Annotated in this window: 23 protein-coding genes; 19 read left to right on the top strand and 4 right to left on the bottom strand. The window is 64.0% G+C overall.

Features of this window, described 5'->3' with window-relative positions; genetic code table 11:
* The first annotated feature begins 15 nt into the window (after positions 1-15).
* From HMPREF3173_RS18360 to HMPREF3173_RS18335, 6 genes are all read left to right on the top strand, one after another.
* Complete coding sequence (locus tag HMPREF3173_RS18360; RefSeq protein WP_070575325.1) at positions 16-849, top strand: alpha/beta fold hydrolase; 834 nt, start codon at positions 16-18, stop codon at positions 847-849.
* Complete coding sequence (locus HMPREF3173_RS18355; RefSeq protein WP_070575322.1) at positions 846-2,327, top strand: aldehyde dehydrogenase; 1,482 nt, start codon at positions 846-848, stop codon at positions 2,325-2,327. Before HMPREF3173_RS18360 ends, HMPREF3173_RS18355 begins: the two co-directional genes overlap by 4 nt.
* Positions 2,328-2,342: 15 nt before the next feature.
* Positions 2,343-2,828 (top strand): flavin reductase family protein, encoded by a 486-nt coding sequence (locus tag HMPREF3173_RS18350; protein ID WP_070575318.1) that lies wholly within the window; start codon positions 2,343-2,345, stop codon positions 2,826-2,828.
* 123 nt (positions 2,829-2,951) lie between these two features.
* Positions 2,952-3,341: a carboxymuconolactone decarboxylase family protein gene (locus HMPREF3173_RS18345; protein WP_070575314.1), complete on the top strand. Its 390-nt coding sequence runs from the start codon at positions 2,952-2,954 to the stop codon at positions 3,339-3,341.
* Between the two features lie 90 nt (positions 3,342-3,431).
* Positions 3,432-4,184, top strand: coding sequence for a GntR family transcriptional regulator (locus HMPREF3173_RS18340; RefSeq protein WP_043212706.1), 753 nt, complete (start codon positions 3,432-3,434; stop codon positions 4,182-4,184).
* 2 nt (positions 4,185-4,186) lie between these two features.
* On the top strand, positions 4,187-4,750 hold the full coding sequence (locus tag HMPREF3173_RS18335; protein WP_070575311.1) for an NUDIX hydrolase: 564 nt from the start codon (positions 4,187-4,189) through the stop codon (positions 4,748-4,750).
* Between the two features lie 30 nt (positions 4,751-4,780).
* On the opposite strand, the gene HMPREF3173_RS18330 is transcribed toward HMPREF3173_RS18335, so the two are convergent.
* Positions 4,781-5,395: a LysE family translocator gene (locus tag HMPREF3173_RS18330; RefSeq protein ID WP_070575306.1), complete on the bottom strand. Its 615-nt coding sequence runs from the start codon at positions 5,393-5,395 to the stop codon at positions 4,781-4,783.
* A 110-nt stretch (positions 5,396-5,505) separates the two neighbouring features.
* Between HMPREF3173_RS18330 and HMPREF3173_RS18325 the strand changes: the two genes are divergently transcribed.
* A complete protein-coding gene (locus tag HMPREF3173_RS18325) occupies positions 5,506-5,958 on the top strand; it encodes an Lrp/AsnC family transcriptional regulator (RefSeq protein ID WP_070575303.1) in 453 nt (150 codons plus the stop codon).
* Between the two features lie 84 nt (positions 5,959-6,042).
* Here the strand turns inward: HMPREF3173_RS18325 and HMPREF3173_RS24105 are convergent, their stop codons facing one another.
* A complete protein-coding gene (locus HMPREF3173_RS24105; RefSeq protein ID WP_256544530.1) occupies positions 6,043-6,387 on the bottom strand; it encodes an RES family NAD+ phosphorylase in 345 nt (114 codons plus the stop codon).
* 120 nt (positions 6,388-6,507) lie between these two features.
* Between HMPREF3173_RS24105 and HMPREF3173_RS18315 the strand changes: the two genes are divergently transcribed.
* Complete coding sequence (locus tag HMPREF3173_RS18315; RefSeq protein WP_070575297.1) at positions 6,508-7,920, top strand: purine-cytosine permease family protein; 1,413 nt, start codon at positions 6,508-6,510, stop codon at positions 7,918-7,920.
* A 154-nt stretch (positions 7,921-8,074) separates the two neighbouring features.
* Positions 8,075-9,427, top strand: a complete 1,353-nt coding sequence (locus tag HMPREF3173_RS18310) for an SPFH domain-containing protein (protein WP_070575294.1) — start codon at positions 8,075-8,077, stop codon at positions 9,425-9,427.
* 18 nt (positions 9,428-9,445) lie between these two features.
* Here the strand turns inward: HMPREF3173_RS18310 and HMPREF3173_RS18305 are convergent, their stop codons facing one another.
* Positions 9,446-9,739, bottom strand: a complete 294-nt coding sequence (locus tag HMPREF3173_RS18305; RefSeq protein WP_070575292.1) for a DUF1330 domain-containing protein — start codon at positions 9,737-9,739, stop codon at positions 9,446-9,448.
* A 77-nt stretch (positions 9,740-9,816) separates the two neighbouring features.
* Here HMPREF3173_RS18305 and ribBA point away from each other — a divergent pair, with 77 nt between their 5' ends.
* The 5 genes from ribBA (at position 9,817) to HMPREF3173_RS18280 (ending at position 15,193) form a co-directional block, all read left to right on the top strand.
* Positions 9,817-10,938 carry a bifunctional 3,4-dihydroxy-2-butanone-4-phosphate synthase/GTP cyclohydrolase II gene (ribBA, locus tag HMPREF3173_RS18300; protein WP_070575289.1) on the top strand — a complete coding sequence of 374 codons (1,122 nt, stop codon included), beginning with the start codon at positions 9,817-9,819 and terminating at the stop codon, positions 10,936-10,938.
* Positions 10,939-11,269: 331 nt separating this feature from the next.
* Positions 11,270-12,295: a polyamine ABC transporter substrate-binding protein gene (locus tag HMPREF3173_RS18295; RefSeq protein ID WP_070575286.1), complete on the top strand. Its 1,026-nt coding sequence runs from the start codon at positions 11,270-11,272 to the stop codon at positions 12,293-12,295.
* Positions 12,292-13,209, top strand: coding sequence for an ABC transporter permease (locus HMPREF3173_RS18290; protein WP_070575282.1), 918 nt, complete (start codon positions 12,292-12,294; stop codon positions 13,207-13,209). Before HMPREF3173_RS18295 ends, HMPREF3173_RS18290 begins: the two co-directional genes overlap by 4 nt.
* 6 nt (positions 13,210-13,215) lie before the next feature.
* Entirely contained in the window at positions 13,216-14,025 is an 810-nt protein-coding gene (locus HMPREF3173_RS18285; RefSeq protein ID WP_043212685.1) for an ABC transporter permease, read from the top strand.
* A 19-nt stretch (positions 14,026-14,044) separates the two neighbouring features.
* Positions 14,045-15,193 carry an ABC transporter ATP-binding protein gene (locus HMPREF3173_RS18280; RefSeq protein ID WP_070575279.1) on the top strand — a complete coding sequence of 383 codons (1,149 nt, stop codon included), beginning with the start codon at positions 14,045-14,047 and terminating at the stop codon, positions 15,191-15,193.
* Between the two features lie 136 nt (positions 15,194-15,329).
* Here the strand turns inward: HMPREF3173_RS18280 and HMPREF3173_RS18275 are convergent, their stop codons facing one another.
* Positions 15,330-16,241 carry a LysR substrate-binding domain-containing protein gene (locus HMPREF3173_RS18275; RefSeq protein WP_070575276.1) on the bottom strand — a complete coding sequence of 304 codons (912 nt, stop codon included), beginning with the start codon at positions 16,239-16,241 and terminating at the stop codon, positions 15,330-15,332.
* 99 nt (positions 16,242-16,340) lie between these two features.
* Between HMPREF3173_RS18275 and HMPREF3173_RS18270 the strand changes: the two genes are divergently transcribed.
* The 5 genes from HMPREF3173_RS18270 (at position 16,341) to HMPREF3173_RS18250 (ending at position 23,091) form a co-directional block, all read left to right on the top strand.
* Positions 16,341-17,432 (top strand): tartrate dehydrogenase, encoded by a 1,092-nt coding sequence (locus HMPREF3173_RS18270; protein WP_043212680.1) that lies wholly within the window; start codon positions 16,341-16,343, stop codon positions 17,430-17,432.
* 253 nt (positions 17,433-17,685) lie between these two features.
* Positions 17,686-19,284 carry a BCCT family transporter gene (locus tag HMPREF3173_RS18265; protein ID WP_043212678.1) on the top strand — a complete coding sequence of 533 codons (1,599 nt, stop codon included), beginning with the start codon at positions 17,686-17,688 and terminating at the stop codon, positions 19,282-19,284.
* A 154-nt stretch (positions 19,285-19,438) separates the two neighbouring features.
* Positions 19,439-20,557 (top strand): aromatic ring-hydroxylating oxygenase subunit alpha, encoded by a 1,119-nt coding sequence (locus HMPREF3173_RS18260; protein ID WP_070575273.1) that lies wholly within the window; start codon positions 19,439-19,441, stop codon positions 20,555-20,557.
* Between the two features lie 48 nt (positions 20,558-20,605).
* The gene (locus HMPREF3173_RS18255; RefSeq protein ID WP_070575269.1) at positions 20,606-22,054 is read left to right on the top strand and encodes an NAD-dependent succinate-semialdehyde dehydrogenase; all 1,449 of its coding nucleotides are present in this window, start codon (positions 20,606-20,608) and stop codon (positions 22,052-22,054) included.
* A gap of 62 nt (positions 22,055-22,116) precedes the next feature.
* Entirely contained in the window at positions 22,117-23,091 is a 975-nt protein-coding gene (locus HMPREF3173_RS18250) for a PDR/VanB family oxidoreductase (protein ID WP_070575265.1), read from the top strand.
* Positions 23,092-23,150: the final 59 nt, after the last annotated feature.

Genomic DNA, 23,150 nt, shown 5'->3' with positions numbered 1-23,150 from the left:
CAAGGAGCGCCCTCCATGATTCAGCCTGTTGCTGAACGTACACCCGCCGGGACCAGCTACCTGAGCCTCGGCCAGGGCCAACCCGTGGTGCTGATCCACGGCGTGGGCCTGAACAAGGAAATGTGGGGCGGACAGTTCGTAGGCTTGGCCGGCGACTACCGCGTCATCGCCTACGACATGCTCGGCCACGGCCAGAGCCCACGCCCCGACGCCGACACCGACCTTGCCGGCTACGCCACGCAACTGGCCGAACTGCTCGACCACCTGCAGATCCCGCAGGCCACGGTCATCGGTTTCTCCATGGGTGGCCTGGTCGCCCGCGCCTTCGCCCTGCACTACCCTCGGCGCCTGGCGGCGCTGGTGGTGCTCAACAGCGTGTTCAATCGCAGCCCCGAGCAGAGCGCCGGCGTCATCGCCCGCGCTGCCCAGGCCGCCGAGCACGGCCCCGACGCCAATGCCGAAGCGGCGCTGGCGCGTTGGTTCAGCCGCGAATACCAGGCCGCCAATCCGGCCCAGGTCGCGGCCATTCGTCAGACCCTGGCCGGCAACGACCCGCAGGGCTATCTGACCACCTATAAATTGTTCGCCACCCAAGACATGTATCGCGCCGATGACCTGGGCAGCATCCAAGTGCCGACCCTGATCGCCACCGGCGAGCACGACCTGGGCTCGACCCCGGAGATGACCCGCCAACTGGCAGCGCGTATCCCCGGTGCTCGCAGCGTGGTGCTGGCCGAGCAACGCCACATGATGCCGGTCGAAGCGCCACGGGAGGTCAACAAGATGCTGCTGGACTTCCTGGCGCACGCCCGCACCCTCAACGAATCCGCCAAGGGGATTGTTGCATGACCCTCGTACGTTTCCAGATGTGCATCGACGGCCAATGGTGCGATGCACAGAGCGGCAAGACCTTCGACAGCCTCGACCCGGCCACCGCCAAGGCCTGGGCGCAACTGCCGGACGCCGATGAAGCCGATGTGGAGCTGGCCGTGCAGGCCGCCCAGCGCGCCTTCGAAAGCGCCGCATGGCGCGGCCTGACCGCGACCGCGCGGGGCAAACTGCTGCGCCGGCTGGGCGATCTGATCGCCGAGAACAAAGAGCACCTGGCCCAGCTGGAAAGCCGCGACAACGGCAAGCTGATCCGCGAGACCCGCGGCCAGGTCGGCTACCTGCCGGAGTTCTTCCACTACACCGCAGGGCTTGCCGACAAGCTCGAAGGTGGCACCCTGCCGCTGGACAAGCCTGACCTGTTCGCCTACACCGTGCACGAGCCGATCGGCGTAGTGGCCGGGATCATTCCCTGGAACAGCCCGCTGTACCTGACCGCCATCAAGCTCGCCCCCGCCCTGGCGGCCGGCAACACCATCGTGCTCAAGCCTTCCGAGCACGCCTCGGCGACCATCCTGGAGCTGGCCCGCCTGGCCCACGAAGCCGGCTTCCCGGCAGGTGTTGTCAACGTGGTGACCGGTTTCGGCCCGAGCACCGGCGCAGCGCTCACCCGCCATCCGCTGGTGCGCAAGATCGCCTTTACCGGCGGCGCCGCCACCGCTCGCCATGTGGTACGCAGCAGCGCCGAGAATTTCGCCAAGCTGTCTCTGGAGCTGGGCGGCAAGTCGCCGAACATCATCTTCGCCGACGCCGACCTGGACAGCGCGATCAACGGCGCGGTGGCCGGCATCTATGCCGCCTCCGGCCAGAGCTGCGTGGCAGGTTCGCGCCTGCTGGTGCAGGACGAAATCTTCGATGAATTCGTCTCGCGCCTGGTCGAGCGCGCCAAGCGCATTCGCATCGGCAACCCCCAGGACGACGCCAGCGAAATGGGCCCGATGGCCACCGCCCAGCAATTGGCCGTGGTCGAAGGCCTGGTCGCCGCAGCCAAGGCCGAGGGTGCCAAGCTACACCTGGGCGGCAAGCGCGCCGAGGTCGAGGGTGACGGCTGGTTCTACGAGCCGACCCTGTTCGAGTGCGACAGCAACTCGATGAAGATCATGCAGGAAGAAGTCTTCGGCCCCGTGGCGGCGGTGATTCGCTTCAAGACCGAAGAAGAAGCCTTGGCGATCGCCAACGACTCGCAGTTCGGCCTCGCCGCCGGTATCTGGACCCGCGACCTGGGCCGCGCCCACCGCCTGGCGCGCGACGTGCGCTCGGGGATCATCTGGGTCAACACCTACCGCGCGGTCTCGGCCATGGCGCCGATTGGTGGCTTCAAGAACAGCGGCTACGGCCGCGAGAGCGGCATCGACTCGGTGCTCGCCTATACCGAGCTGAAGACGGTGTGGATCAACCTCTCCACCGCGCCCATGCCCGACCCGTTCGTGATGCGTTAACGAGGTAGCACCAAGATGATCGAACCTGGCATCTACAAAGACGTGATGGGCTCCTTCCCGTCCGGCGTCACGGTGGTCACCACCCTTGACGCCGAAGGCGGCATCGTCGGCATCACCGCCAGCGCGTTCAGCGCGCTGTCGATCGACCCGGCGCTGGTGCTGTTCTGCCCCAACTACGCCTCCGACACCTACCCGATCCTGCGTGACAGCAAGCAGTTCGCCATTCACTTGCTGTCCGCCGACCAGACCGCCGAGGCCTATGCCTTCGCCGGCAAGGGCAAGGACAAGGCCAACGGCATCGAGTGGCGCCTGAGCGAGCTGGGCAACCCTCTGCTGGCCAAGGCCACGGCGATCATCGAATGTGAACTGTGGCGCGAGTACGACGGCGGTGACCACGCGATCATCGTCGGCCAGGTGAAGAACCTGGTGCTGCCGGCCGAGCCGGTCACGCCGATGGTCTATCACAAGGGCAAGCTCGGCGCGCTACCGCCGCTGGGTTGAGACCTGAACGGGCGGCGTTGGTTTACCTGCGAAGAAACCAACACCGCCTCCCTGTTTCCGGGGGCCGCGCATCCACCCCCTCACCTTCGGTTGCGGCCCCTTTTTTCATGCAGGAGCACGGCAATGAGCAACGAGAAGTACGAGAAAGGCCTGAAGATCCGCACCCAGGTGCTGGGCGAGGACTATGTCAACCGCTCGATCCAGAACGCCGACGACTTCACCAAGCCCTTGCAGGAGCTGGTCACCGAGTATTGCTGGGGCCACGTCTGGGGCCGCGACGGCTTGTCGCTCAAAGAGCGCAGCATGATAAACTTGGCCATGATTTCCGCGCTCAACCGGCCCCACGAGCTCAAGCTGCACATTCGCGGCGCCTTGCGAAATGGCCTGAGCCGTGAACAGATACGCGAGATCCTGCTCCAGGTCGGCATTTATTGCGGCGTGCCCGCGGCGGTGGACAGCTTCCGCCTGGCCCGCGAAGCGTTCGCCGAGGCCGATGCGGAGTCAACCCGTTAACAGCGGGCTGTTCGAACCACGCAAGGAGAGCGCCCCAGGTTCGTGGTGCTCCCAAGTTGTGGCCAGGCAGCCTCATTCAGAGCGCAATCGATGAAACGCCAGCCTCTCGACGACAGCTTCAAGGTCAACCGCAACCCCGTTACCCTGCGCGAAATCGTGCTCGACAAACTGCGCGGGGCGATCATGAACTTCCACCTGCTGCCCGGCGATCGCCTGGTCGAGCGCGACCTTTGCGATCGCCTCGGCGTCAGCCGCACCTCGGTGCGTGAGGCCCTACGTCACCTGGAGTCCGAAGGCCTGGTGGAATTCGCCGATGCCAAAGGCCCACGGGTGGCGATCATCACGCTCGAAGACGCCCGCGACATCTATGAGCTGCGCTGCGTGCTCGAAGGCCTGATCGTCCAGTTGTTCACCCTCAATGCCAAGGCCAAGGACATCCGCGCCCTGGAGCGCGCCCTGGAGGTCAACCGCGAAGCCCTCGAAGAAGGCGAGCTGCAACAGGTGCTCGAATCGGTGCAAGGCTTCTACGACGTGCTCCTGGAAGGCTCCGGCAACCAGGTCGCCGCCCAGCAACTGCGCCAGTTGCAGGCGCGCATCAGCTACCTGCGCGCCACCTCGGTGTCCCAGCAGAACCGCCGCGGCGCCAGCAACCGGGAAATGGAAAAGATCGTCGAGGCGATCAAGACCGGCAATCCTCAGCTCGCCCACCAGGCCTCGGTCGACCATGTGCGCGCCGCCGCCAAGGTGGCCCTGGATTACCTGCGCCAGAAGCAGGACGACAACGCCAAGGTCCGTGACATCGTCGAACCCCTGGCCCTCAAAGATCCTCGCATAGGCCGCTGATCATGCCCGCCGCCCCGCGCTACTGCCCGCACTGCACCACGGCGCTTGTCCGGGGCGTTCCCAGCGGTGACACCCACGAGCGCCTGCATTGCACCGGGTGCGGCTACGTCCACTACATCAACCCCAAGATCATCGCCGGGTGCATCATCGAGCGCGACGGCAAGTACCTGTTGTGCCAACGCGCCATCCCGCCACGTCCCGGCACCTGGACCTTGCCGGCGGGCTTCATGGAGGCCGGCGAGACCACCGAGCAGGCGGCGCTGCGCGAGGTCTGGGAAGAAAGCGGCGTGCGCGGCGAGATCGTCTCGCCCTATTCGATCTTCAGCGTGCCCAAGATCAGCGAGGTGTACATCATCTTCCGCGCCATCGCCACGGAAGAGACCGGCCAGCACGGCCCCGAGACCCTTGCCTACCGCTTCTTCGAGCCCGACCAGATCCCCTGGGACGACATCTACTACCCCGCCATCCGACAGATTCTCGAGCGCTACATCCTCGAACGCCAGGCGGGTGTCTATGGCATCTACATGGGCAACGACGATACCGGCAAGGTGCATTTCATCCGCTGATCGACGCGCCCTGCGTCACAGCCGGCAGCTTCAGCGCATCTGCCCTGCAATCAGCCCCAGCGCAATCAGGATCATCACTAGCCCCGACACTCGCCCCACGACCTTGGCCGCCGCCGGCCGAGTGCGCAGCACGGCCTTGGCGCCGTAACCCACCATCAGGTACACCACCAGCGAACTGGCCAAGTGCACCAGGCCCAGCAACAATATCTGCATCCACACCGGCCAGCCCGATGCCGGGTCGGTGAATTGCGGCAACAGCGCAACGAACAGCAGGAACACCTTGGGGTTCAGGCCGCTCACGCAAAACCCTTTCAGTGCCCAGCGCGACCCGCTCTCCTGGCTGTGCGATGCGCCCGCCTGCGGCACCGACGGACTCAGCAACAGGTTGCCGCCCAACCACAGCAGGTAGATGCAACCGGCCAACGTCAGCAACGACAGCGCCAGAGGATGCCCGGCGATCAAGCTGCCCACCCCCGCCGCAACGATCAAGGTCGCCGCAAAATGCCCCGACAACATCCCAGCCACCGCTGGCATCACCCAGCGTCCGCGCATGCCCGCCGAGATGGCATAGGCCCAGTCCGCGCCAGGGGTGATCACGAACAACATCGACACAGCCCAGAACGCCGTCAACACACTGATTGCCACGTTGAATCTTCCTTCACACTCGGTTGGGTGAAAAAAGCGTACGGATTTCAACGGGGGATTTTCTTTCGTATATTCCCGCCATCTCTCAAAAAAATGGAAGGTTCTCCCTCATGGACAGAACAGATCGAAAGATTCTTGCCGAGCTGCAAAAAGACGGTCGCCTCTCGGTGACCGAACTGGCCGATCGTGTGGGCCTTAGCCTCTCGCCCTGCCACCGCCGCCTCAAGGCCCTGGAGGAGTCCGGCGCGATCCTAGGCTATCACGCACGCCTGGCGCCCAGCGCGCTGGGCCTGAACTTCGCCGCACTGGTGTTCGTCACCCTGCGCGAGGTCACCCGCCAGCCGGTAGCGGATTTCGAGGCTGCGGTGGCAGCGATCCCACAGATCGTCGAAGCCCAGCGTCTGTTCGGCGACCCGGACTATCTGCTGCATGTGGTCGCTCGCGATCTGCCGGCGTTTCAGAAGCTGTACGACGAACAGCTCACCAGCATCCCTAATGTGCAGCGGCTGAGCTCCACCTTGGTCATGAAGGAAGTGCTGCAGGATCGGCAATTGCCCATGTAGGTGCGATCAGTCGCCGCGCACCTCCCGCACGCGGATATCGGCCACGATCGGGTGCGAGGGGTTGAGCACCTGATTGCGCTCCAGTTACAGGACTACCGACGGCACGATCAGCCCCAGGTGACTGCGGGCCTCAAGCCAGCGTGTGCCAAAGGCCATGCTGGAGCTGTCGGCAGGAGTGCATCCCAGACGCTCGGCAGTTCGGCCGGCCCGGACTCGAGGTACAAATTGGGGGGCATCGGGCAGTTCGAAGCAGGTGATCTTCAAGGCAAACTGCGGGCGCCCGGCAGCGTGGACGAAGGTTTCTAAAGTGCTGATCGCCGGTGAAAGGCCCATGTACAGCGCCGGAGCATCGACCTGGTTCCCCAAGCCTTTGCGCTCGCCGTTTGCTAACCGTTTGTCAGCCTTAGTTTTTTTAACGTTTGTAGGCACATATTTACTAATTTATCGATCCGCTCCCACCCCTCATGATCGCGCTTACAAGAACGCGTCGCCCTTTGCCGGCCCGCACCCGGGCACATTCCCGCGCCCCTCCCTGCCTTGGAGTCCGTCATGACCCGTGCAGCTACATCGGCCCCTCTCATAGAAAAACACACGATCGGATACGTGCCCCCGCAAGACCGCCATGGAAAGGTAAGGGATCTGTTCACCCTCTGGTTCGGGGGCAACATCGCCCCCCTGCCGATTGTCACCGGCGCCCTGGGCGTGCAGTTGTTCCACCTCAATCTGGTGTGGGGCATCGTCGCCATCCTGGTGGGCCATTTGGTCGGCGGCGTGTTGATGGCGCTGCACTCGGCCCAGGGCCCACAGATGGGCATCCCGCAGATGATCCAGAGCCGCGCGCAGTTCGGCTCGCTCGGCGCACTCTTGGTGGTGGTGATCGCCGGGGTCATGTACATCGGTTTCTTCGCCTCCAACATCGTGCTGGCCGGCAAGTCGCTGCATGGCGTGGTCGACACCGTGCCGGTCCCGGTGGGCATCGTCATCGGCGCGCTGGGTTCGGGCATCATCGGCATCATCGGCTATCGCTTCATCCATGTGCTCAACCGCATCGGCACCTGGGTGCTGGGCATCGGCATCGTGGTGGGCTTTGGCTACATCTTCACCCACGTGCAAAGCGATGACTTCCTGACCCGCGGCAGCTTCAACATCTCCGGCTGGCTGGCCACCGTGTCGCTGGCAGCGCTGTGGCAGATCGCCTTCGCCCCGTATGTGTCGGACTACTCGCGCTACCTACCGGCCGACGTGAAGGTGTCCTCGACCTTCTGGACCACCTACCTGGGCTCGGCCCTGGGCTCGAGCCTGTCGTTCGTGTTCGGTGCGGTGGCGGTGCTGGCGATCCCGGCGGGCATGGACACCATGGACGCCGTCAAGCTCGCCACCGGCGCCATCGGCCCACTGATGCTGGTGCTGTTCCTGCTCAGCGTGATCAGCCACAACGCCCTTAACCTGTATGGCGCGGTGCTGTCGATCATCACCTTGGTACAGACCTTCGCCTACCGCTGGATCCCCACCGCCAAGAGCCGCGCGGTGCTGTCGCTGGTCGTGCTGGCGGCGTGCTGCGTGGTGGCGGTGTTCGCCTCGGCGGACTTCATCGGCCACTTCGTCGACATGGTCTTGGTGCTGTTGGTCGTACTGGTGCCCTGGACGGCGATCAACCTGATCGACTTCTACGTCATTCACCAAGGCGACTATGACATCCAGTCGATCTTCAAGGTCGACGGGGGCATCTACGGGCGCTACAACCCTCAGGCATTGATCGCCTACGCGGTGGGTATCGCAGTGCAGATCCCGTTCATGAACACCCCGCTGTACGTGGGCCCGGTGTCCGCCCACATCGATGGCGCCGACCTGTCGTGGCTGGTGGGCCTGCTGGTCACCTCGCCGCTGTACTGGTGGCTGGCGACCCGCGACAGCGCCTACCGCCGCCGGCAAATGAGCGCCAAGCTCGCCGCGGGAGTTTGACGATACCGCGTGACTTGAAACGCACAAGCCCCGCTCTGGCGGGGCTTGTTCTGCCTGGGGTTTGCGATATCCCCTATAGGGCGACTCGATTCAGCTGATACCCATCAAAGCCACTCATCGCCAGCATGCCCGCTCCCCGGACAAGGAGTTCCCCATGCAAAAACTTCCATTGGTCAAGTTCATCGCCCCTCGCATCAACCGCAAGCTCGTCACCACCGTCACCCTCCCGGTACTCGCCCTTGGCGGCCTGGCTGTGCTGTTCAATAGCGTGTTTTTCTACAACGAAGCGGGTCAGATGACCCATGTGCGCACGATCTTCGGCGAAGAGAAAGTGGTCGAGGACGTGGGCTACGCCACCAAGTGGTTCGGACGCAGCACGGTCTGGCGCCGCACCATCGGGGTCCAGTCCGCACTGCAGGCGGACATCCAGGACGACAGGCGTAGCGGGCAGCCTTCGATCGTCCTGCCAAACCTGCCCATCGTGTTCCTGGGCAACGTCGATGCAAAGGCCGAGTTCAGCACGCAGTTTCGCCTGCCATCGGGCGAGGCCTTCCTCAAGATCGCCCAGGAATACCGAACGCCAGACAACTTCCTGCAACGCGCCTTGCTGCCCGCGGTCAAGGAAACCCTCCAGGCCACGGCCTCGTTGATGAGCGCAGACGATTACTACGCGGGTAACCGCAGCCACTTCGGCGCCGAGTTCGAAAACCAGTTGCGCAACGGCCTGTACCTCACCAGCCGCAAGGAAGTGCGTATCAAGCGCGACACCTTGCCGGCACAGACCGCCATCCTGCAGGCCGGCACCGACCAGGGCAGCTTCGGCGACAACACCGCCACCCGCTTCATCATCGAGAAGAAACTCGACAAACACGGTCAGGAGCTACGCAAGCAGCAGCAATTTCGCCTGTACGGCGTAGAAGTCGTCGACGCGCGGGTCACCCACATCGACCCCAACCCTCAGTACCAGCAACGGATGGTCCGGGTGCAACAGGCCTTGGCGGAGCTGGCGGTGGCCCGGCAGAACCGCCTTAAGGAAGAGGAAGAAAAGGAGCTGGTGTCCGCCCGGGGAGCCAAGGATGTCGAGGCCAAGCGCCAGGAAAGCCTACGCCAGCAGATCGAACGCACAACCGAGGCCGAGACGGAAAAACAGCTCACACTGATCAACGCCGAGCGGGAAAAGCGGCGCGCCGAGATCGACAAGCAGACAGCCGAACTTTTACGCGACAAGGCCCGGGTCAATGCCGAGGCAACCAAGATCACCGCCGACGCCGAAGCCTACGCCCGCGAGGCATCCCTGAAAGCCGACGGCGCCCTGCAGAACAAGCTCGATGCGCTGGTGCAAATCAACAAGGCCTGGGCCGATGCCGCCGCCAGGGCCTCCGTGCCCACTGTGATGATGGGCGGCACGGAAGCGGGCATCGGTCGCCAGGATGAAATGAGCAAGCTCATGAGTGTACTGGCCACCAAGGCGGCCAAGGACCTCGCAATCGATCTCAAGACGCCTTGAGCCCTGCACCCAGTAGCTTCAGGGCGCAGTGCCCTCGACGATGATCACCTCGGCCGTCGCCACCCCCTGCCGATGTCGGCACGCCTCCTGGTATGCCTCGGACCGGTAGCACGCCACCGCCTGTTCGTATGAATCGAACTCGATCACCACGCTACGCTGTGGAGTGGGCCGTCCTTCCATCGCCTCGCTGCGCCCGCCACGGGCCAGCAGGCGCCCGCCGAACGCGGCGAAGGCCGCGGGGGCGCGCTGGGTGTATTGCTGGTACTGCTCAGGGTCGGTGACATCCACGTGGGCAATCCAGTAGGCCTTCATCCATCGCTCTCCTGTGAACGGTTATTTGTGTATGATGGTATACCATAAAAATCACCCTACCACAGCGAGTGTGCAGCATGGCTTTCAACAGCATCGAAGAACTCCTCGAGGACTACCGCCAGGGCAAGATGGTCCTGCTGGTGGACGACGAGGACCGTGAAAACGAAGGCGACCTGCTGATCGCCGCCGAGCGCTGTGACGCCCAGGCCATCAACTTCATGGCCCGCGAGGCACGCGGGCTGATCTGCCTGACCCTGACCGACGAGCACTGCCAACGCCTGGGCCTGGAGCAGATGGTGCCGGCCAACGGGAGTGTGTTCAGCACAGCGTTCACCGTCTCCATCGAAGCCGCCACCGGCGTCACCACAGGCATCTCGGCTGCCGACCGAGCCCGTACCGTCGCCGCCGCCATGGCGCCCGACGCACGCCCTGAGGACCTCGTCCAACCAGGGCATATCTTCCCTTTGCGCGCCCGCGAAGGCGGCGTGCTGACCCGCGCCGGGCACACCGAAGCTGGCTGCGACCTGGCGCGCCTGGCCGGGTTCACCCCCGCCTCGGTGATCGTCGAGGTGCTCAACGATGACGGCACCATGGCGCGCCGCCCGGATCTGGAGGTGTTCGCCGAACGCCACGGCATCAAGATCGGCACCATCGCCGACCTGATCCACTACCGGCTGAGCAACGAGCAGACCATCAAGCGCATCGGCGAGCGCGAGCTGCCCACCGTGCACGGCACCTTCCGCCTGGTGACCTACGAGGATCGCATCGACGGTGGCGTGCACATGGCCATGGTGATGGGTGATATCCGTCGAGAACAGCCGACCCTGGTACGGGTGCATGTCATCGACCCCTTACGCGACCTGGTCGGCGCCGAATACGCGGGGCCCGCCAACTGGACTTTGTGGGCAGCCTTGCAAAAGGTCGCCACCGAAGGCACCGGCGTGGTGGTGATCCTGGCCAACCACGAGTCCTCCCAGGCCCTGCTCGAACGCGTGCCGCAGCTGACCCAGCCGATCAAGCCATTCCAACGAGGCCAGTCGAAGGTCTACTCCGAAGTGGGCACTGGCGCCCAGATTCTCCAGGACTTGGGCGTGGGCAAACTGCGACACCTGGGGCCACCGCTCAAATACGCAGGCCTGGCCGGATACGAGCTGGAGGTGGTGCAGAGCATTCCCTTCGAGCCCGCCGAGTTCAACTGAGCCGACACCCGTGACAGACACCGTCCTGCTCTGCGGTGTGTGCTTCGCGGGTAAACCCACAACCCACCGCTTGAGAACGCCACGCCGTCCCCCTGGAGGACGGCGTGGCGTTTCGCTGAGTGGGGCCGGTGTTTTTAGTGATGGCCGGTCGCCTTCGACCTCTTGCGAAAAGTTTGGAATACCATAATATGATATCCCGTAGACCTTAGATTTCCGGCCGCACCTACACTTCAAACAACGGCCACGCGACATCGTTGGAAAGCTGCTCCCCGAATACATGGCGGGCGACAGGAAGCCCGCTCAAATAACAAAAGCAATGAGGGCGTTAACCATGCTGTTGAGCAAACGAGTCACCGCAGTGCTGTCCGCCAGCCTGCTCTCCCTGGCCTGCCAGGCCACCCTGGCCGCTGACAGCATGAGCTTCGTCAGCTGGGGCGGCACCACCCAGGACGCCCAGAAACAGGCATGGGCCGAACCCTTCAGCGAAAGCAGCAAGATCAAGGTCGTGCAGGACGGCCCCACCGACTACGGCAAGCTCAAGGCCATGGTCGAGAGCGGCAACGTGCAGTGGGACGTGGTCGATGTCGAAGCCGATTTCGCCCTGCGCGCCGCCAGCGAAGGCCTGCTCGAGCCTTTGGACTTCACCACCATCCAGCGCGACCGCATCGACCCGCGCTTCGTCTCCGACCATGGTGTGGGCTCGTTCTTCTTCTCCTTCGTGCTCGGCTACAACGAAGGCAAGCTCGGCGCCAACAAGCCGGTGGACTGGTCGGCCCTGTTCGACACCAAGACCTACCCCGGCAAGCGCGCCCTGTACAAGTGGCCAAGCCCCGGCGTGCTGGAGCTGGCCCTGCTGGCTGACGGCGTACCGGCCGACAAGCTCTACCCCCTGGACCTGGACCGCGCCTTCAAGAAGCTCGACACCATCAAGAAAGACATCGTCTGGTGGGGCGGCGGCGCCCAGTCCCAGCAACTGCTTGCCTCCGGTGAAGCCTCGCTCGGGCAGTTCTGGAACGGTCGGGTCTACGCCTTGCAGCAGGACGGTGCGCCGGTGGGCGTGAGCTGGAAGCAGAACCTGGTCATGGCCGATTTCCTGGTCATTCCCAAGGGCGCCAAGAACAAGGACGCGGCCATGAAGTTCTTGGCCAACGCCAGCAGCGCCAAGGGGCAAGCGGACTTTGCCAATCTCACCGCCTACGCCCCGGTCAACCTCGACAGCATCGCCCAGCTCAAGCCGGAGCTGGCACCGAACCTGCCGACTGCCTATGCCCAGGACCAGGTGACCCTGGACTTCGCCTACTGGGCGAAGAACGGCCAGGCCATCGCGGCCCGCTGGAATGAGTGGCTGGTCAAATGAAAGTCGCCATCAACGCCTTGCACAACGCCCAAGGTGCCCCTAGCGGCACCGGCGCCCCGGGAGCGGCCGTGCGCCGCCCTCCCCTGAGCGAGCGCTGGCGGGGCAGCCGCAACCTGCTGCCGGCCTTGCTGTTCCTGGGCCTGTTCTTCTTCGCCCCGCTGATCGGCCTGTTGCTGCGCGGGGTGCTGGAGCCCGTACCGGGGCTGGGCAACTATGAACAGTTGTTCGCCAACTCAGCCTATGCGCGGGTGCTGTTCAACACCTTCTCGGTGGCGGGCCTGGTGACCCTGATCAGCGTGCTGCTGGGCTTCCCGCTGGCCTGGGCGATCACCTTGGTGCCGCGCGGCTGGGGCCGCTGGTTGCTGAACATCGTGCTGTTGTCGATGTGGACCAGCCTGCTGGCCCGCACCTACTCCTGGCTGGTGCTGCTGCAGGCGTCGGGGGTGATCAACAAGGTGCTGATGGCGCTGGGCATCATCGATGCGCCGCTGGAGATGGTGCACAACCTCACGGGCGTGGTGATCGGCATGAGCTACATCATGATTCCGTTCATCGTGCTGCCGTTGCAGGCGACCATGCAGGCCATCGACCCGATGGTCCTGCAGGCCGGCTCGATCTGCGGCGCCAGCCCCTGGACCAACTTCTGGAGGGTGTTCATTCCGCTGTGCCGCTCGGGGCTGTTCTCCGGGGCGCTGATGGTGTTCGTCATGTCGCTCGGTTACTACGTGACCCCCGCCCTGCTCGGCGGCGCGCAGAACATGATGCTGCCTGAATTCATCGTCCAGCAGGTGCAATCGTTCCTCAACTGGGGCCTGGCCAGCGCCGCCGCGGCGTTGCTGGTACTGATCACCCTGGTGCTCTTCTACTTCTACCTGAAGCTGCAGCCGGAATCCCCGGTCGGCAACGCGAGGTAAACCGCCATGCTCCTGACTCCCAATGCCATGGGCCGGCCGCTGCGCACGGGCCTGTACCTGACCACCGGGGTGATCGCGGCCTTCCTGCTGCTGCCGATCCTGTTCATCGTGCTGCTGTCGTTCGGCTCGTCCCAGTGGCTGGTGTTCCCCCCACCCGGCTGGACCTTGAAGTGGTACGGCCAGTTCTTCTCCAACCCCGAGTGGATGGACGCTGCCCTGGCCAGCCTCAAGGTGGCCGTGCTCACCACGATCTGCGCCGTACTGCTGGGCCTGCCCACGGCCTTTGCCCTGGTGCGCGGACGCTTCCCAGGCCGCGAACTGCTGTATGGCCTGTTCACCCTGCCGATGATCGTACCGCTGGTGATCATCGCCGTGGCGGTGTACGCGCTGTTTCTCAAGCTTGGCTACACCGGCACGCTGTTCTCCTTCGTGGTCAGCCACGTCATCGTCGCGCTGCCCTTCACCATCATCTCGATCATCAACTCGCTCAAGCTGTTCGACCAGTCGATCGAGGACGCCGCGGTGATCTGCGGCGCCTCGCGCTTGCAGGCAATCTTCAAGGTGACCTTCCCAGCGATCCGCCCGGGGATGATCGCCGGTGGCCTGTTCGCCTTTTTGGTCTCGTGGGACGAGGTGGTGCTCAGCGTGATGATGGCCAGCCCAACCCTGCAGACCCTGCCCGTGAAGATGTGGACCACCCTGCGCCAGGACCTGACCCCGGTGATCGCCGTCGCCTCGACGCTGCTGATCGGCCTGTCGGTCCTGGTCATGGTCATCGCCGCCGCCCTGCGCCGGCGCAACGAAGTCAGCGCCTGAGCGCCCGGAGACAACAACAATGAGTGCAGTGATGAAAGATGCCGCGCCCGCCAAGACCCTGGTCAGCCTGCGCAACCTGAACAAGCACTACGGCGACTTCGCCGCGGTGGACAACATCAACCTGGAAATCCAGGACGGCGAGTTCCTGACCTTCCTCGGCTCCAGCGGCTCGGGCAAGTCCACCACCCTGTCCATGCTGGCGGGCTTCGAGACCCCCAGCAGCGGCGAGATCCTGGTGGACGGCCAATCGCTGGTGAAGGTGCCGCCGCACAAGCGTGACATTGGCATGGTGTTCCAGCGCTACTCGCTGTTCCCGCACCTGTCGGTGCGCGACAACATCGCCTTCCCCCTGGCGATCCGCAAACAGAGCGCGGCCGAGACCGCCAAGCGGGTCGACGCCATGCTCAAGCTGGTGCAGTTGGAAAAGTTCGCCCACCGCCGCCCCGCCCAGCTCTCCGGTGGTCAGCAGCAACGCGTGGCCATTGCCCGGGCGCTGGTGTACGAGCCGCGCATCCTGCTGATGGACGAGCCCCTCGGCGCGCTGGACAAGAAGCTGCGCGAAGACCTGCAGGACGAACTGCGCCAGTTGCACCGCCGCCTGGGGATCACCATCGTCTACGTCACCCACGACCAGGAAGAAGCCATGCGCCTGTCCCAGCGCATCGCGATCTTCAGCCACGGCAAGATCGTCGGCCTGGGCACGGGTTATGACCTGTACCAGAACCCACCGAATGCCTTCGTGGCATCGTTTTTGGGCAACTCCAACTTCCTGCGGGTCAAGGCCAGCAGCCATGGCGCGGCCGCGTTCGAAGGGCAGTCCTTGGCAATCCGCCTGACCACGGGCCTGAATGCCGGGCAGGATGCGCTGATCATGGTGCGCCCGGAAAAAGCCCTGGCCTTGAGCGCCGAGCAGGCGGCCCGCGAGCCATTGCCAGCCGGCTGGAACGAAGTGACCGCCAAGGTGGGCGAGGTGTTGTTCCTCGGCGAGAGCCAGACCTGCCATGTGGTGACTGTCGGCGGCACCGAAATGACCGTCAAGGCGCTGTCGGCAGCCGGCATGCCGATGCAGCCCGGAGATACCGTGAAGGTCCGCTGGGCAGTGGCCGATGCTTGCATCTACACCGAATGGGCCGAGAGTGACCTGAGCAAAGCTGCCGGAGCGCATTGAGCAGGGTCAGGCGCAGAGCGTACTGGCCCCTTCATGGCTAAACCCGCTCCCACAGGCTCTGCGGTGCTCTCAATGACACCGCTGTCCCTGTGGGAGCGGGTTTACCCGCGAATGGAACAACGCTGAACATCAAGGCTCACACAGGCAGCTGATATCGCTCGGCGAAGTACTGCCGGAAGAACTCCACCGCCACCCGCACCTTGGCCGACCCGGCCAGGGGCGTGGTGTACACCGCCCAGATGTCCGCCGCCTGCTGATAGTCCTCCAGCACCTGCACCAGTCGCCCGTCGGCGAGGTTGTCGTGCACATCCCACCACGAACGCAACAGGATGCCCCGACCATCCAGGCACCATTGGTGCGCCACCTCGCCATGGTTGCTGGACAACGGGCCGGTCACCCGCACGCTTTCCTCGCCGCCTGGCCCCTCCAGGTGCCACACACCAAAGGGATGGTCACGCTCCTTGATCACCAGGCAGTCATGGCTGGCCAGATCCGCCAGGCTCTTGGGCGTGCCCCTGCGCGCCAGGTAGCCAGGTGCCGCGCACAGCACCCGACGGTTGCGCGCCAGGAGCTTGGCGATCAGGTTCGGCGCAATGACGTTGCCCACGCGAATGTCCAGGTCCACCCCCTCGGCAATCAAGTCGATCAGGCGGTCATGCACATCCAGGCGGATATCCAGCTTCGGGTAGCGCGCCGCCAGCTCCGACAGCGCAGGCGCCACGAAGCGTCGGCCCAGCCCCAGGCTGCTGGCGATACGCAACTGCCCGGCCGGTTCGCGCTGGCCAGCGTTGAGGTCATCGTCCATGCGCTGCAGGGATTCGAAGATCTGCAGCGCCCACTGGTACACCCGCTCGCCCTCCTCGCTCACCGTCACCCGCCGGGTGGTGCGGTGCAGCAGGCGCACACCGAGATTCTCCTCGAGCAGGCGGATGCGCTTGCTGATGAAGGCAGCCGACATGCCGCGCTCGTCGGCCACGGCGGCGAAGCTGGCACGACGCGCCACCTGCAGGAAGATATCGAGGTCGTCGAGGTTAGGCAGATTATTCACGATTCGTGCACCAAGAATTGATGATCCACCGGATTATCTCCGGTTCGCGTCCTTATAGCATGGCCAGCATCCGTTACCCAGAACAGCGAGTGCGCCCCCATGAGCAAGACCTTCAAAATCGCCGCCATCCCCGGTGACGGCATCGGCAACGAAGTCCTCCCCGAAGGCATCCGCGTGGTCGAAGCTGCCGCGCGCAAGCACGGCCTGAACCTTGAGATCGAATTCTTCGAGTGGGCCAGCTGCGACTACTACCTGGCTCACGGCAAGATGATGCCCGACGACTGGTTCGAACAGCTCAAAGGCTTCGATGCCCTGTACTTCGGTGCTGTCGGCTGGCCAGACAAAGTCCCGGATCACATTTCCCTGTGGGGCTCGCTGCTCAAGTTCCGCCGCGACTTCGACCAATACGTGAACATCCGTCCGGTTCGCCTGTTCCCTGGCGTGCCCTGCCCGCTGGCCAACAAGCAACCTGGTGACATCGACTTCGTGGTGATCCGCGAAAACACCGAAGGCGAGTACTCCTCCCTGGGCGGTCGCATGTTCGAGAACACTGAGAACGAGTTCGTCCTGCAGGAGTCGGTATTCACCCGCCGCGGTGTGGACCGCATCCTCAAGTATGCATTCGACGTGGCCCAGACCCGCGAGCGCAAGCACGTCACCTCCGCGACCAAGTCCAACGGCATGGCCGTGAGCATGCCTTACTGGGACGAGCGCACCGCCGCCATGGCGGCCAACTACCCAGAAATCAGCTGGGACAAGCAGCACATCGACATCCTCTGCGCCCGCTTCGTGCTGCAGCCGGAACGCTTCGACGTGGTGGTGGCGTCCAACCTGTTCGGCGACATCCTCTCGGATCTGGGCCCGGCCTGCGCGGGCACCATCGGTATCGCACCGTCGGCCAACCTCAACCCGGAGCGCAAGTTCCCATCGCTGTTCGAACCGGTACACGGCTCGGCGCCGGACATCTACGGCAAGAACATCGCCAACCCGATCGCCATGATCTGGTCCGGCGCGCTAATGCTCGAATTCCTCGGCAAGGACAGTGAAGACGCCCGCTACCAGGCCGCCCACGACGACATCCTCAAGGCCATCGAGACGGTCATCGCCAACGGCGATACCACCCGCGACATGGGCGGGAACCGCTCGACCCAGGAAGTCGGCAAGGCCATCGCAGAACTGCTCGGCGCCTGATTCGGCGGCGTCCATTAGCAAATAAACCCGCTCGCCAGGCCACGCGCCCCTGGAAGAGCGGGTTTACCCGCGAAATAGACGCCACCAACCATCAGATTGTCTGACGATCCTATTGCAGTTCTGCCCCATTTCAATGCACACTTCGTTAACCAAAAGATATGCGTAAACTTTAGGTTAACAGTCGAGGAAAAAAGCTTTATCTGACATGGACTTCCCAAGCGCTTAGCATTCCAAACGCTCCAGGAGACAATTGATGTCCCACAACAATAAAAAGATTGATGTGTTCCTGATTACCGTGAGCCTGATCGCCGTACTGCTCACTGTCATCGGCCTTGCTGCCTACCCCGCCCAAGCGGAAAGCATGGCCAATCACCTGTTCGAACTGTCCACCCGTACCTTCGGCACCAGCGTCCAGGTGCTGGTGTTCGGCAGCTCCCTGGCCGTTCTGTACCTTGCCTTCAGCAAGTACGGCAACATCCGCCTGGGCGCTGGCAAACCGGAATACTCCACCGCGACCTGGGTCTTCATGTTCATCTGCGCCGGCATGGGTTCCTCGACCCTGTACTGGGGCGTGATGGAATGGGCCTACTACTACCAGACCCCCGGTCTCAACATCGCCCCGATGTCAGCCCAGGCTCTGGAGTACAGCGTCAGCTACTCGTTCTTCCACTGGGGTATCAGCGCCTGGTCGATCTACGCCCTGGCCTCGCTGGCCATGGCCTACCACTTCCACGTGCGCAAGAAGAGCGGCTTGAACCTGGCCTCGATCATCGAAGCGGTGACCGGCTTCAAGGCCACCGGCCCTGTGGGACGCACCGTCGACCTGATCTTCCTGCTGACCATGATGGGCGCGCTGACCGTTTCCCTGGCCTTGACCGCCTCGACCCTGACCCGCGGCCTGTCGGACCTGGCCGGCACTCCCAACACCTTCACCGTGCAACTGATGGTGATCGGTGCGGTAGCGCTGCTGTTCTCGCTCAGCTCCTACATCGGCATCGACGGTGGCCTGCAGCGCCTGTCGAAGATGGTCTGCATCGGCGCCTTGTTGTTCGCCGTGGTCGTGCTGCTGGTCGGTCCGACCCAGTTCACCGTCAACAACACTGCCAACGCCATCGGCCTGATGATCCAGCACTACGTGCACATGAGCCTGTTCACCGACCCTGCCGGTGATGGCGCCTTCACCCGCAACTGGACCGTGTTCTATTGGTTGTGGTGGGTGTCCTACGCCCCAGGCGTTGCCATGTTCGTCGCCCGTGTCTCGCGCGGCCGCCAGATCAAGGAAGTGGTGTTCGCCCTGCTGCTGGGCGGCAGCTTCGGTTGCTGGTTCTTCTTCGGCGCCCTGGAAAGCTACAGCATGCACCAGTTCATCAACGGCCAGATCGACGTGCCGAAGCTGCTGAGCAGCGTCGGTGGCGAAGCCGCGGTGACCGACCTGTTGCTGGCCCTGCCATGGGGCACCCTGTTCCTGGCGGTGTACCTGTTCATCATGGCGGTGTTCTGCGCCTCGCACATGGATGCAGCGGCCTACGCCGTGGCCGCCACCAGCACCCGCAACCTGCGCGAAGGCGAGGACCCGACCCCGACCCTGCGTCTGTTCTGGTGCATCGTGCTGACCCTGGTGCCGCTGGCCATGCTGTTCGCCAAGGCCTCGCTGTCGACCATGAAGACCGCTGTGGTTCTCACCGCGATCCCCTTCATGGTGATCCTGCTGGTGAAGATCTACGGCTTCTTCAAATGGCTCGCCGCCGACTACGGCCAGGTTCCGGCCTACCGTATCGAGGAAGAAGCCGCACGCCTTGCCGGCGAAGAGCCGGAGCACCAGGTACCGCGCAGCGCCGCTGCCCTGCATTGATCGTATGACCCATGGCATCGCCAGTGTCCTGTAGGCGCTGGCGAAGCCTGCGATGGGCTGCACAGCAGCCCTAAAGCGTCCGGCCAAATTTTTTTGCCCGACTTGTTAACCAATAGATACGCGTTAACCAATAAGTAAAAACCGAGAAAGAGCCATGAACGATTTCAAACGACTGCCCGCCGATTTCTGCGCCAACCCTGAAGAGGCCTTCACCCTTCCGGCCAACTTCTACACCCAGGCCGCTGTGTTCGAGCATGAAAAAGAAGCGATCTTCGCCAAAAGCTGGATCTGCGTCGGTCACCGCAGCGAAGTCGCTGAAAAGAACGCCTACATCACCCGCCAGGTGATCGGCGAGAGCATCATCGTCGTGCGTGGCCGCGACGACGTGCTGCGTGCCTTCTACAACGTCTGCCCGCACCGTGGCCACCAACTGCTCGAAGGCAGCGGCAAGGCCAAGAACGTCATCACCTGCCCGTATCACGCCTGGACCTTCAAGCTCGACGGCGAGCTGGCCCACGCCCGCAACTGCGAGAACGTGGTCAACTTCGACAAGGAAAACTCCACCCTGGTGCAGCTACGCGTCGAAGAGTACGCAGGCTTCATCTTCATCAACATGGACATGGAGGCCGGCAGCGTCGAAGACCAGCTGCCGGGCCTGCAAAAGCGCATGCGCGAAGCCTGCGCCGTGATCGACGACCTGCACCTGGCCGCGCGTTTTGTCAGCGACACCCCGGCCAACTGGAAGTCGATCGTCGACAACTACCTGGAGTGCTACCACTGCGCCCCGGCCCACCCAGGTTTCTCCGACTCCGTGGACGTCGGCCAGTACAACCACAGCCTGCACGGCAACTGGACCCTGCAGTACGGCCTGGCCAAGCCCTCGGAGCAGTCGTTCAAGTTCGACGAAACCGTCAAGGACCCCTCCTTCGCCGGCTTCTGGGCGTGGCCGTGCACCATGTTCAACGTGCCGCCAGGAGCCAACTTCATGACCGTGATCTATGAGTTCCCGGTCGATGCCGAGACCACCCTGCAGCACTACGACATCTACTTCCTGAACAAGGACCTGACCGAAGAGCAGCTCAAGCTGATCGACTGGTACCGCGAAGTGTTCCGCCCAGAAGACCTGCGCCTGGTCGAAAGCGTGCAGAAAGGCCTCAAATCCCGTGGCTATCGCGGCCAAGGCCGGATCATGGTCGACCCGCAGCGCAGCGGCGTGAGCGAGCATGGCATTGCCCACTTCCACAACCTGATTGCCGTCGCCCATCTGGACTGATGCACCCGGCCGCCGGCTTCTGGGTCGGCGGCCTTCGGAGAGCCTTGCGTGAAACTTCAAGACAACAAGCTGTTCCGCCAGCAGGCCTACATCGACGGCCGTTGGTGCGATGCCGAGACGCGGCAGACGCTGGCGGTCAACGACCCGGCTAGCGGCGAGCTGCTCGGCCATGTGCCGCTGATGGGCGGCGCCGAAGCCGTGCGCGCCATCGAAGCCGCCGAAGCGGCCCTGGCCGACTGGCGCGGCCGTACCGCCAAAGAGCGGGCGAGCATTTTACGCCGTTGGTTCGAACTGCTGCTCGAACACGAGCAGGACCTGGCCCGACTGATGACCCGCGAACAGGGCAAACCCCTGCACGAAGCCCTGGGCGAGATCCGCTACGCCGCCTCCTTCGTCGAGTGGTTCGCCGAGGAAGGCAAGCGCGTCTATGGCGACGTGATCCCAAGCCCGGCAAATGACAAACGCCTGCTGGTGATCAAGCAAGGCATCGGCGTGTGCACCGCGATCACCCCATGGAACTTCCCGGCGGCGATGATCACCCGCAAGGTCGCCCCGGCGCTGGCCGCCGGCTGCACCATCGTGGTCAAACCCGCCAACGAGACCCCCTTCAGCGCCCTGGCCCTGGTCGAGCTGGCCGAACGCGCCGGCATCCCTGCCGGGGTGTTCAGCGTGGTCACCGGTGATGCCCCGGCCATCGGCGCCCAGTTCACCGGCCACCCGAGCGTGCGCAAGCTGAGCTTCACCGGCTCCACACCGGTCGGTCGCCTGCTCATGGGCCAGTGCGCCGAAACCATCAAGAAGGTCAGCCTGGAACTCGGTGGCAACGCCCCGTTCATCGTCTTCGATGACGCCGACATCGACGCGGCCGTCGAGGGCGCGCTGATCGCCAAGTACCGCAACGCCGGGCAGACCTGCGTGTGCGTCAACCGCTTCTATGTGCACGAGAGTGTCTATGAGCGCTTCGCCCAACGCTTCGTCGAGCGCGTGCGCGCCCTGGCGGTCGGCCCTGGCGACAGCGAAGGCACGCAGATCGGCCCGCTGATCAGCGACAAGGCCGTGGCCAAGGTACGCAGCCTGATCGACGACGCCACCAGTAAAGGCGCCAGCGTGCTGCTGGGCGGCAAGGCCCACGCACTGGGCGGGCAGTTCTTCGAGCCTACCGTGCTCGCCGACATCGCCCCGGGCATGGAGCTGCTGCAGGAAGAGATCTTCGGGCCGGTGGCCGCGCTGGTGCGCTTCACCACCGACGAGGAAGTGATCGAGCTGGCCAACGCCACCCAGTACGGCCTGGCGGCGTATTTCTACAGCCGTGACCTGGCCCGCGTGTTCCGCGTGGCCGAGCGCCTGGAGTACGGCATGGTCGGCATCAATACCGGGCTGATCTCCAACGAGGTCGCGCCATTTGGTGGCATCAAGCAATCGGGCCTGGGCCGCGAAGGCTCCAAGTACGGCATCGAGGATTATCTGGAAATCAAGTACCTGTGCCTCGCCGTCTGAGCGAGCCAGTATCTGTGTCACACGGCAGGGCCTGCCGCGTGATGAGCAAGTCGAGGTGAACCATGGCCAAGCAATACGAAATGTTCAAGGTGCGTGTCACCGACGTGGAACAGGCCACGCCGCTGATCAAGCGCTTCACCCTGGCCCGCGAAGACGGCGCCACCCTGCCCGCCTTCAGCGGCGGCAGCCACGTCATCGTGCAGATGCAGTCAGCCTGTGGCAGCCAGTTCAGCAATGCCTACTCGCTGATGAGCGACCCGCGTGACCTGTCCAGCTACCAGATTGGTGTTCGCCTGGAAGAGCAGTCCAAGGGCGGCTCGGCGTTCATGCACAATCACGTCCAGGTGGGCACCGAGCTGACCATCTCCACTCCCAACAACCTGTTCGCCCTGGACCCCACGGCCGGCCGCCACGTGCTGATCGCAGGGGGCATCGGCATTACCCCGTTCCTGGCGCAACTGCATGAGCTCGAAGGCGGCAATACCCCCTACGAGCTGCACTACGCCTTCCGCGCCCCGGAGCACGGGGCATTCCAGAATGACCTGGAAAACAGCCCGCACGCCCAAAACACCCGCTTCTACATCGACAGCCTGGACCGCAAGCTGGACCTGGCCGGCCTGTGCGCAGGCCTGGCCGACGACGCGCACCTCTATGTCTGCGGTCCCAAGCCGCTGATCGATGCCGTCATCGCCACGGCCGCCGCTGCGGGCATCGATGCCTCGCGCGTGCACTGGGAGCAGTTCGCCGCCGCAGCGCCTGCCGCCGGCGCTGCATTCACCGTGGTGCTGGCCAAGTCCGGGACCGAGCTGCAGGTCGAGGAAGGCATGACCATCCTCCAGGCCATCGAGAAGTCCAAGGCGGCCAAGGTCGAGTGCCTGTGCCGCGAAGGCGTGTGCGGCACCTGCGAAACAGCGATTCTCGAGGGCGAAGCCGAGCATTTCGACCAGTACCTGAGCGACGAGGAAAAAGCCTCGCAGCAAACCATGATGCTCTGTGTCTCGCGCGCCCGCAGCGCGCGCCTGGTGCTCGACCTGTAACAGTCACAGTGGTCTAGGCTGGTCTCTTGACGACAAGAACAAGAGACCCAAGCCCATGC

Origin of the sequence: Pseudomonas sp. HMSC08G10 (assembly GCF_001808425.1) — a bacterium.
Taxonomy (GTDB): domain Bacteria; phylum Pseudomonadota; class Gammaproteobacteria; order Pseudomonadales; family Pseudomonadaceae; genus Aquipseudomonas; species Aquipseudomonas guariconensis.
This window is presented reverse-complemented; position numbering and strand designations above follow the sequence as displayed.

Bases quoted from the DNA above. Each gene is read 5' to 3' on its own strand.
- HMPREF3173_RS18340 (WP_043212706.1), top strand. From the start codon at position 3,432: ATGAAACGCCAGCCTCTCGACGACAGCTTCAAGGTCAACCGCAACCCC.
- ribBA (WP_070575289.1), top strand. From the start codon at position 9,817: ATGGCTTTCAACAGCATCGAAGAACTCCTCGAGGACTACCGCCAGGGC.
- HMPREF3173_RS18315 (WP_070575297.1), top strand. From the start codon at position 6,508: ATGACCCGTGCAGCTACATCGGCCCCTCTCATAGAAAAACACACGATC.
- HMPREF3173_RS18295 (WP_070575286.1), top strand. From the start codon at position 11,270: ATGCTGTTGAGCAAACGAGTCACCGCAGTGCTGTCCGCCAGCCTGCTC.
- HMPREF3173_RS18310 (WP_070575294.1), top strand. From the start codon at position 8,075: ATGCAAAAACTTCCATTGGTCAAGTTCATCGCCCCTCGCATCAACCGC.
- HMPREF3173_RS18290 (WP_070575282.1), top strand. From the start codon at position 12,292: ATGAAAGTCGCCATCAACGCCTTGCACAACGCCCAAGGTGCCCCTAGC.
- HMPREF3173_RS18280 (WP_070575279.1), top strand. From the start codon at position 14,045: ATGAGTGCAGTGATGAAAGATGCCGCGCCCGCCAAGACCCTGGTCAGC.
- HMPREF3173_RS18285 (WP_043212685.1), top strand. From the start codon at position 13,216: ATGCTCCTGACTCCCAATGCCATGGGCCGGCCGCTGCGCACGGGCCTG.
- HMPREF3173_RS18260 (WP_070575273.1), top strand. From the start codon at position 19,439: ATGAACGATTTCAAACGACTGCCCGCCGATTTCTGCGCCAACCCTGAA.
- HMPREF3173_RS18335 (WP_070575311.1), top strand. From the start codon at position 4,187: ATGCCCGCCGCCCCGCGCTACTGCCCGCACTGCACCACGGCGCTTGTC.
- HMPREF3173_RS18345 (WP_070575314.1), top strand. From the start codon at position 2,952: ATGAGCAACGAGAAGTACGAGAAAGGCCTGAAGATCCGCACCCAGGTG.
- HMPREF3173_RS18355 (WP_070575322.1), top strand. From the start codon at position 846: ATGACCCTCGTACGTTTCCAGATGTGCATCGACGGCCAATGGTGCGAT.
- HMPREF3173_RS18325 (WP_070575303.1), top strand. From the start codon at position 5,506: ATGGACAGAACAGATCGAAAGATTCTTGCCGAGCTGCAAAAAGACGGT.
- HMPREF3173_RS18360 (WP_070575325.1), top strand. From the start codon at position 16: ATGATTCAGCCTGTTGCTGAACGTACACCCGCCGGGACCAGCTACCTG.
- HMPREF3173_RS18265 (WP_043212678.1), top strand. From the start codon at position 17,686: ATGTCCCACAACAATAAAAAGATTGATGTGTTCCTGATTACCGTGAGC.
- HMPREF3173_RS18305 (WP_070575292.1), bottom strand. From the start codon at position 9,739: ATGAAGGCCTACTGGATTGCCCACGTGGATGTCACCGACCCTGAGCAG.
- HMPREF3173_RS18350 (WP_070575318.1), top strand. From the start codon at position 2,343: ATGATCGAACCTGGCATCTACAAAGACGTGATGGGCTCCTTCCCGTCC.
- HMPREF3173_RS18270 (WP_043212680.1), top strand. From the start codon at position 16,341: ATGAGCAAGACCTTCAAAATCGCCGCCATCCCCGGTGACGGCATCGGC.
- HMPREF3173_RS18250 (WP_070575265.1), top strand. From the start codon at position 22,117: ATGGCCAAGCAATACGAAATGTTCAAGGTGCGTGTCACCGACGTGGAA.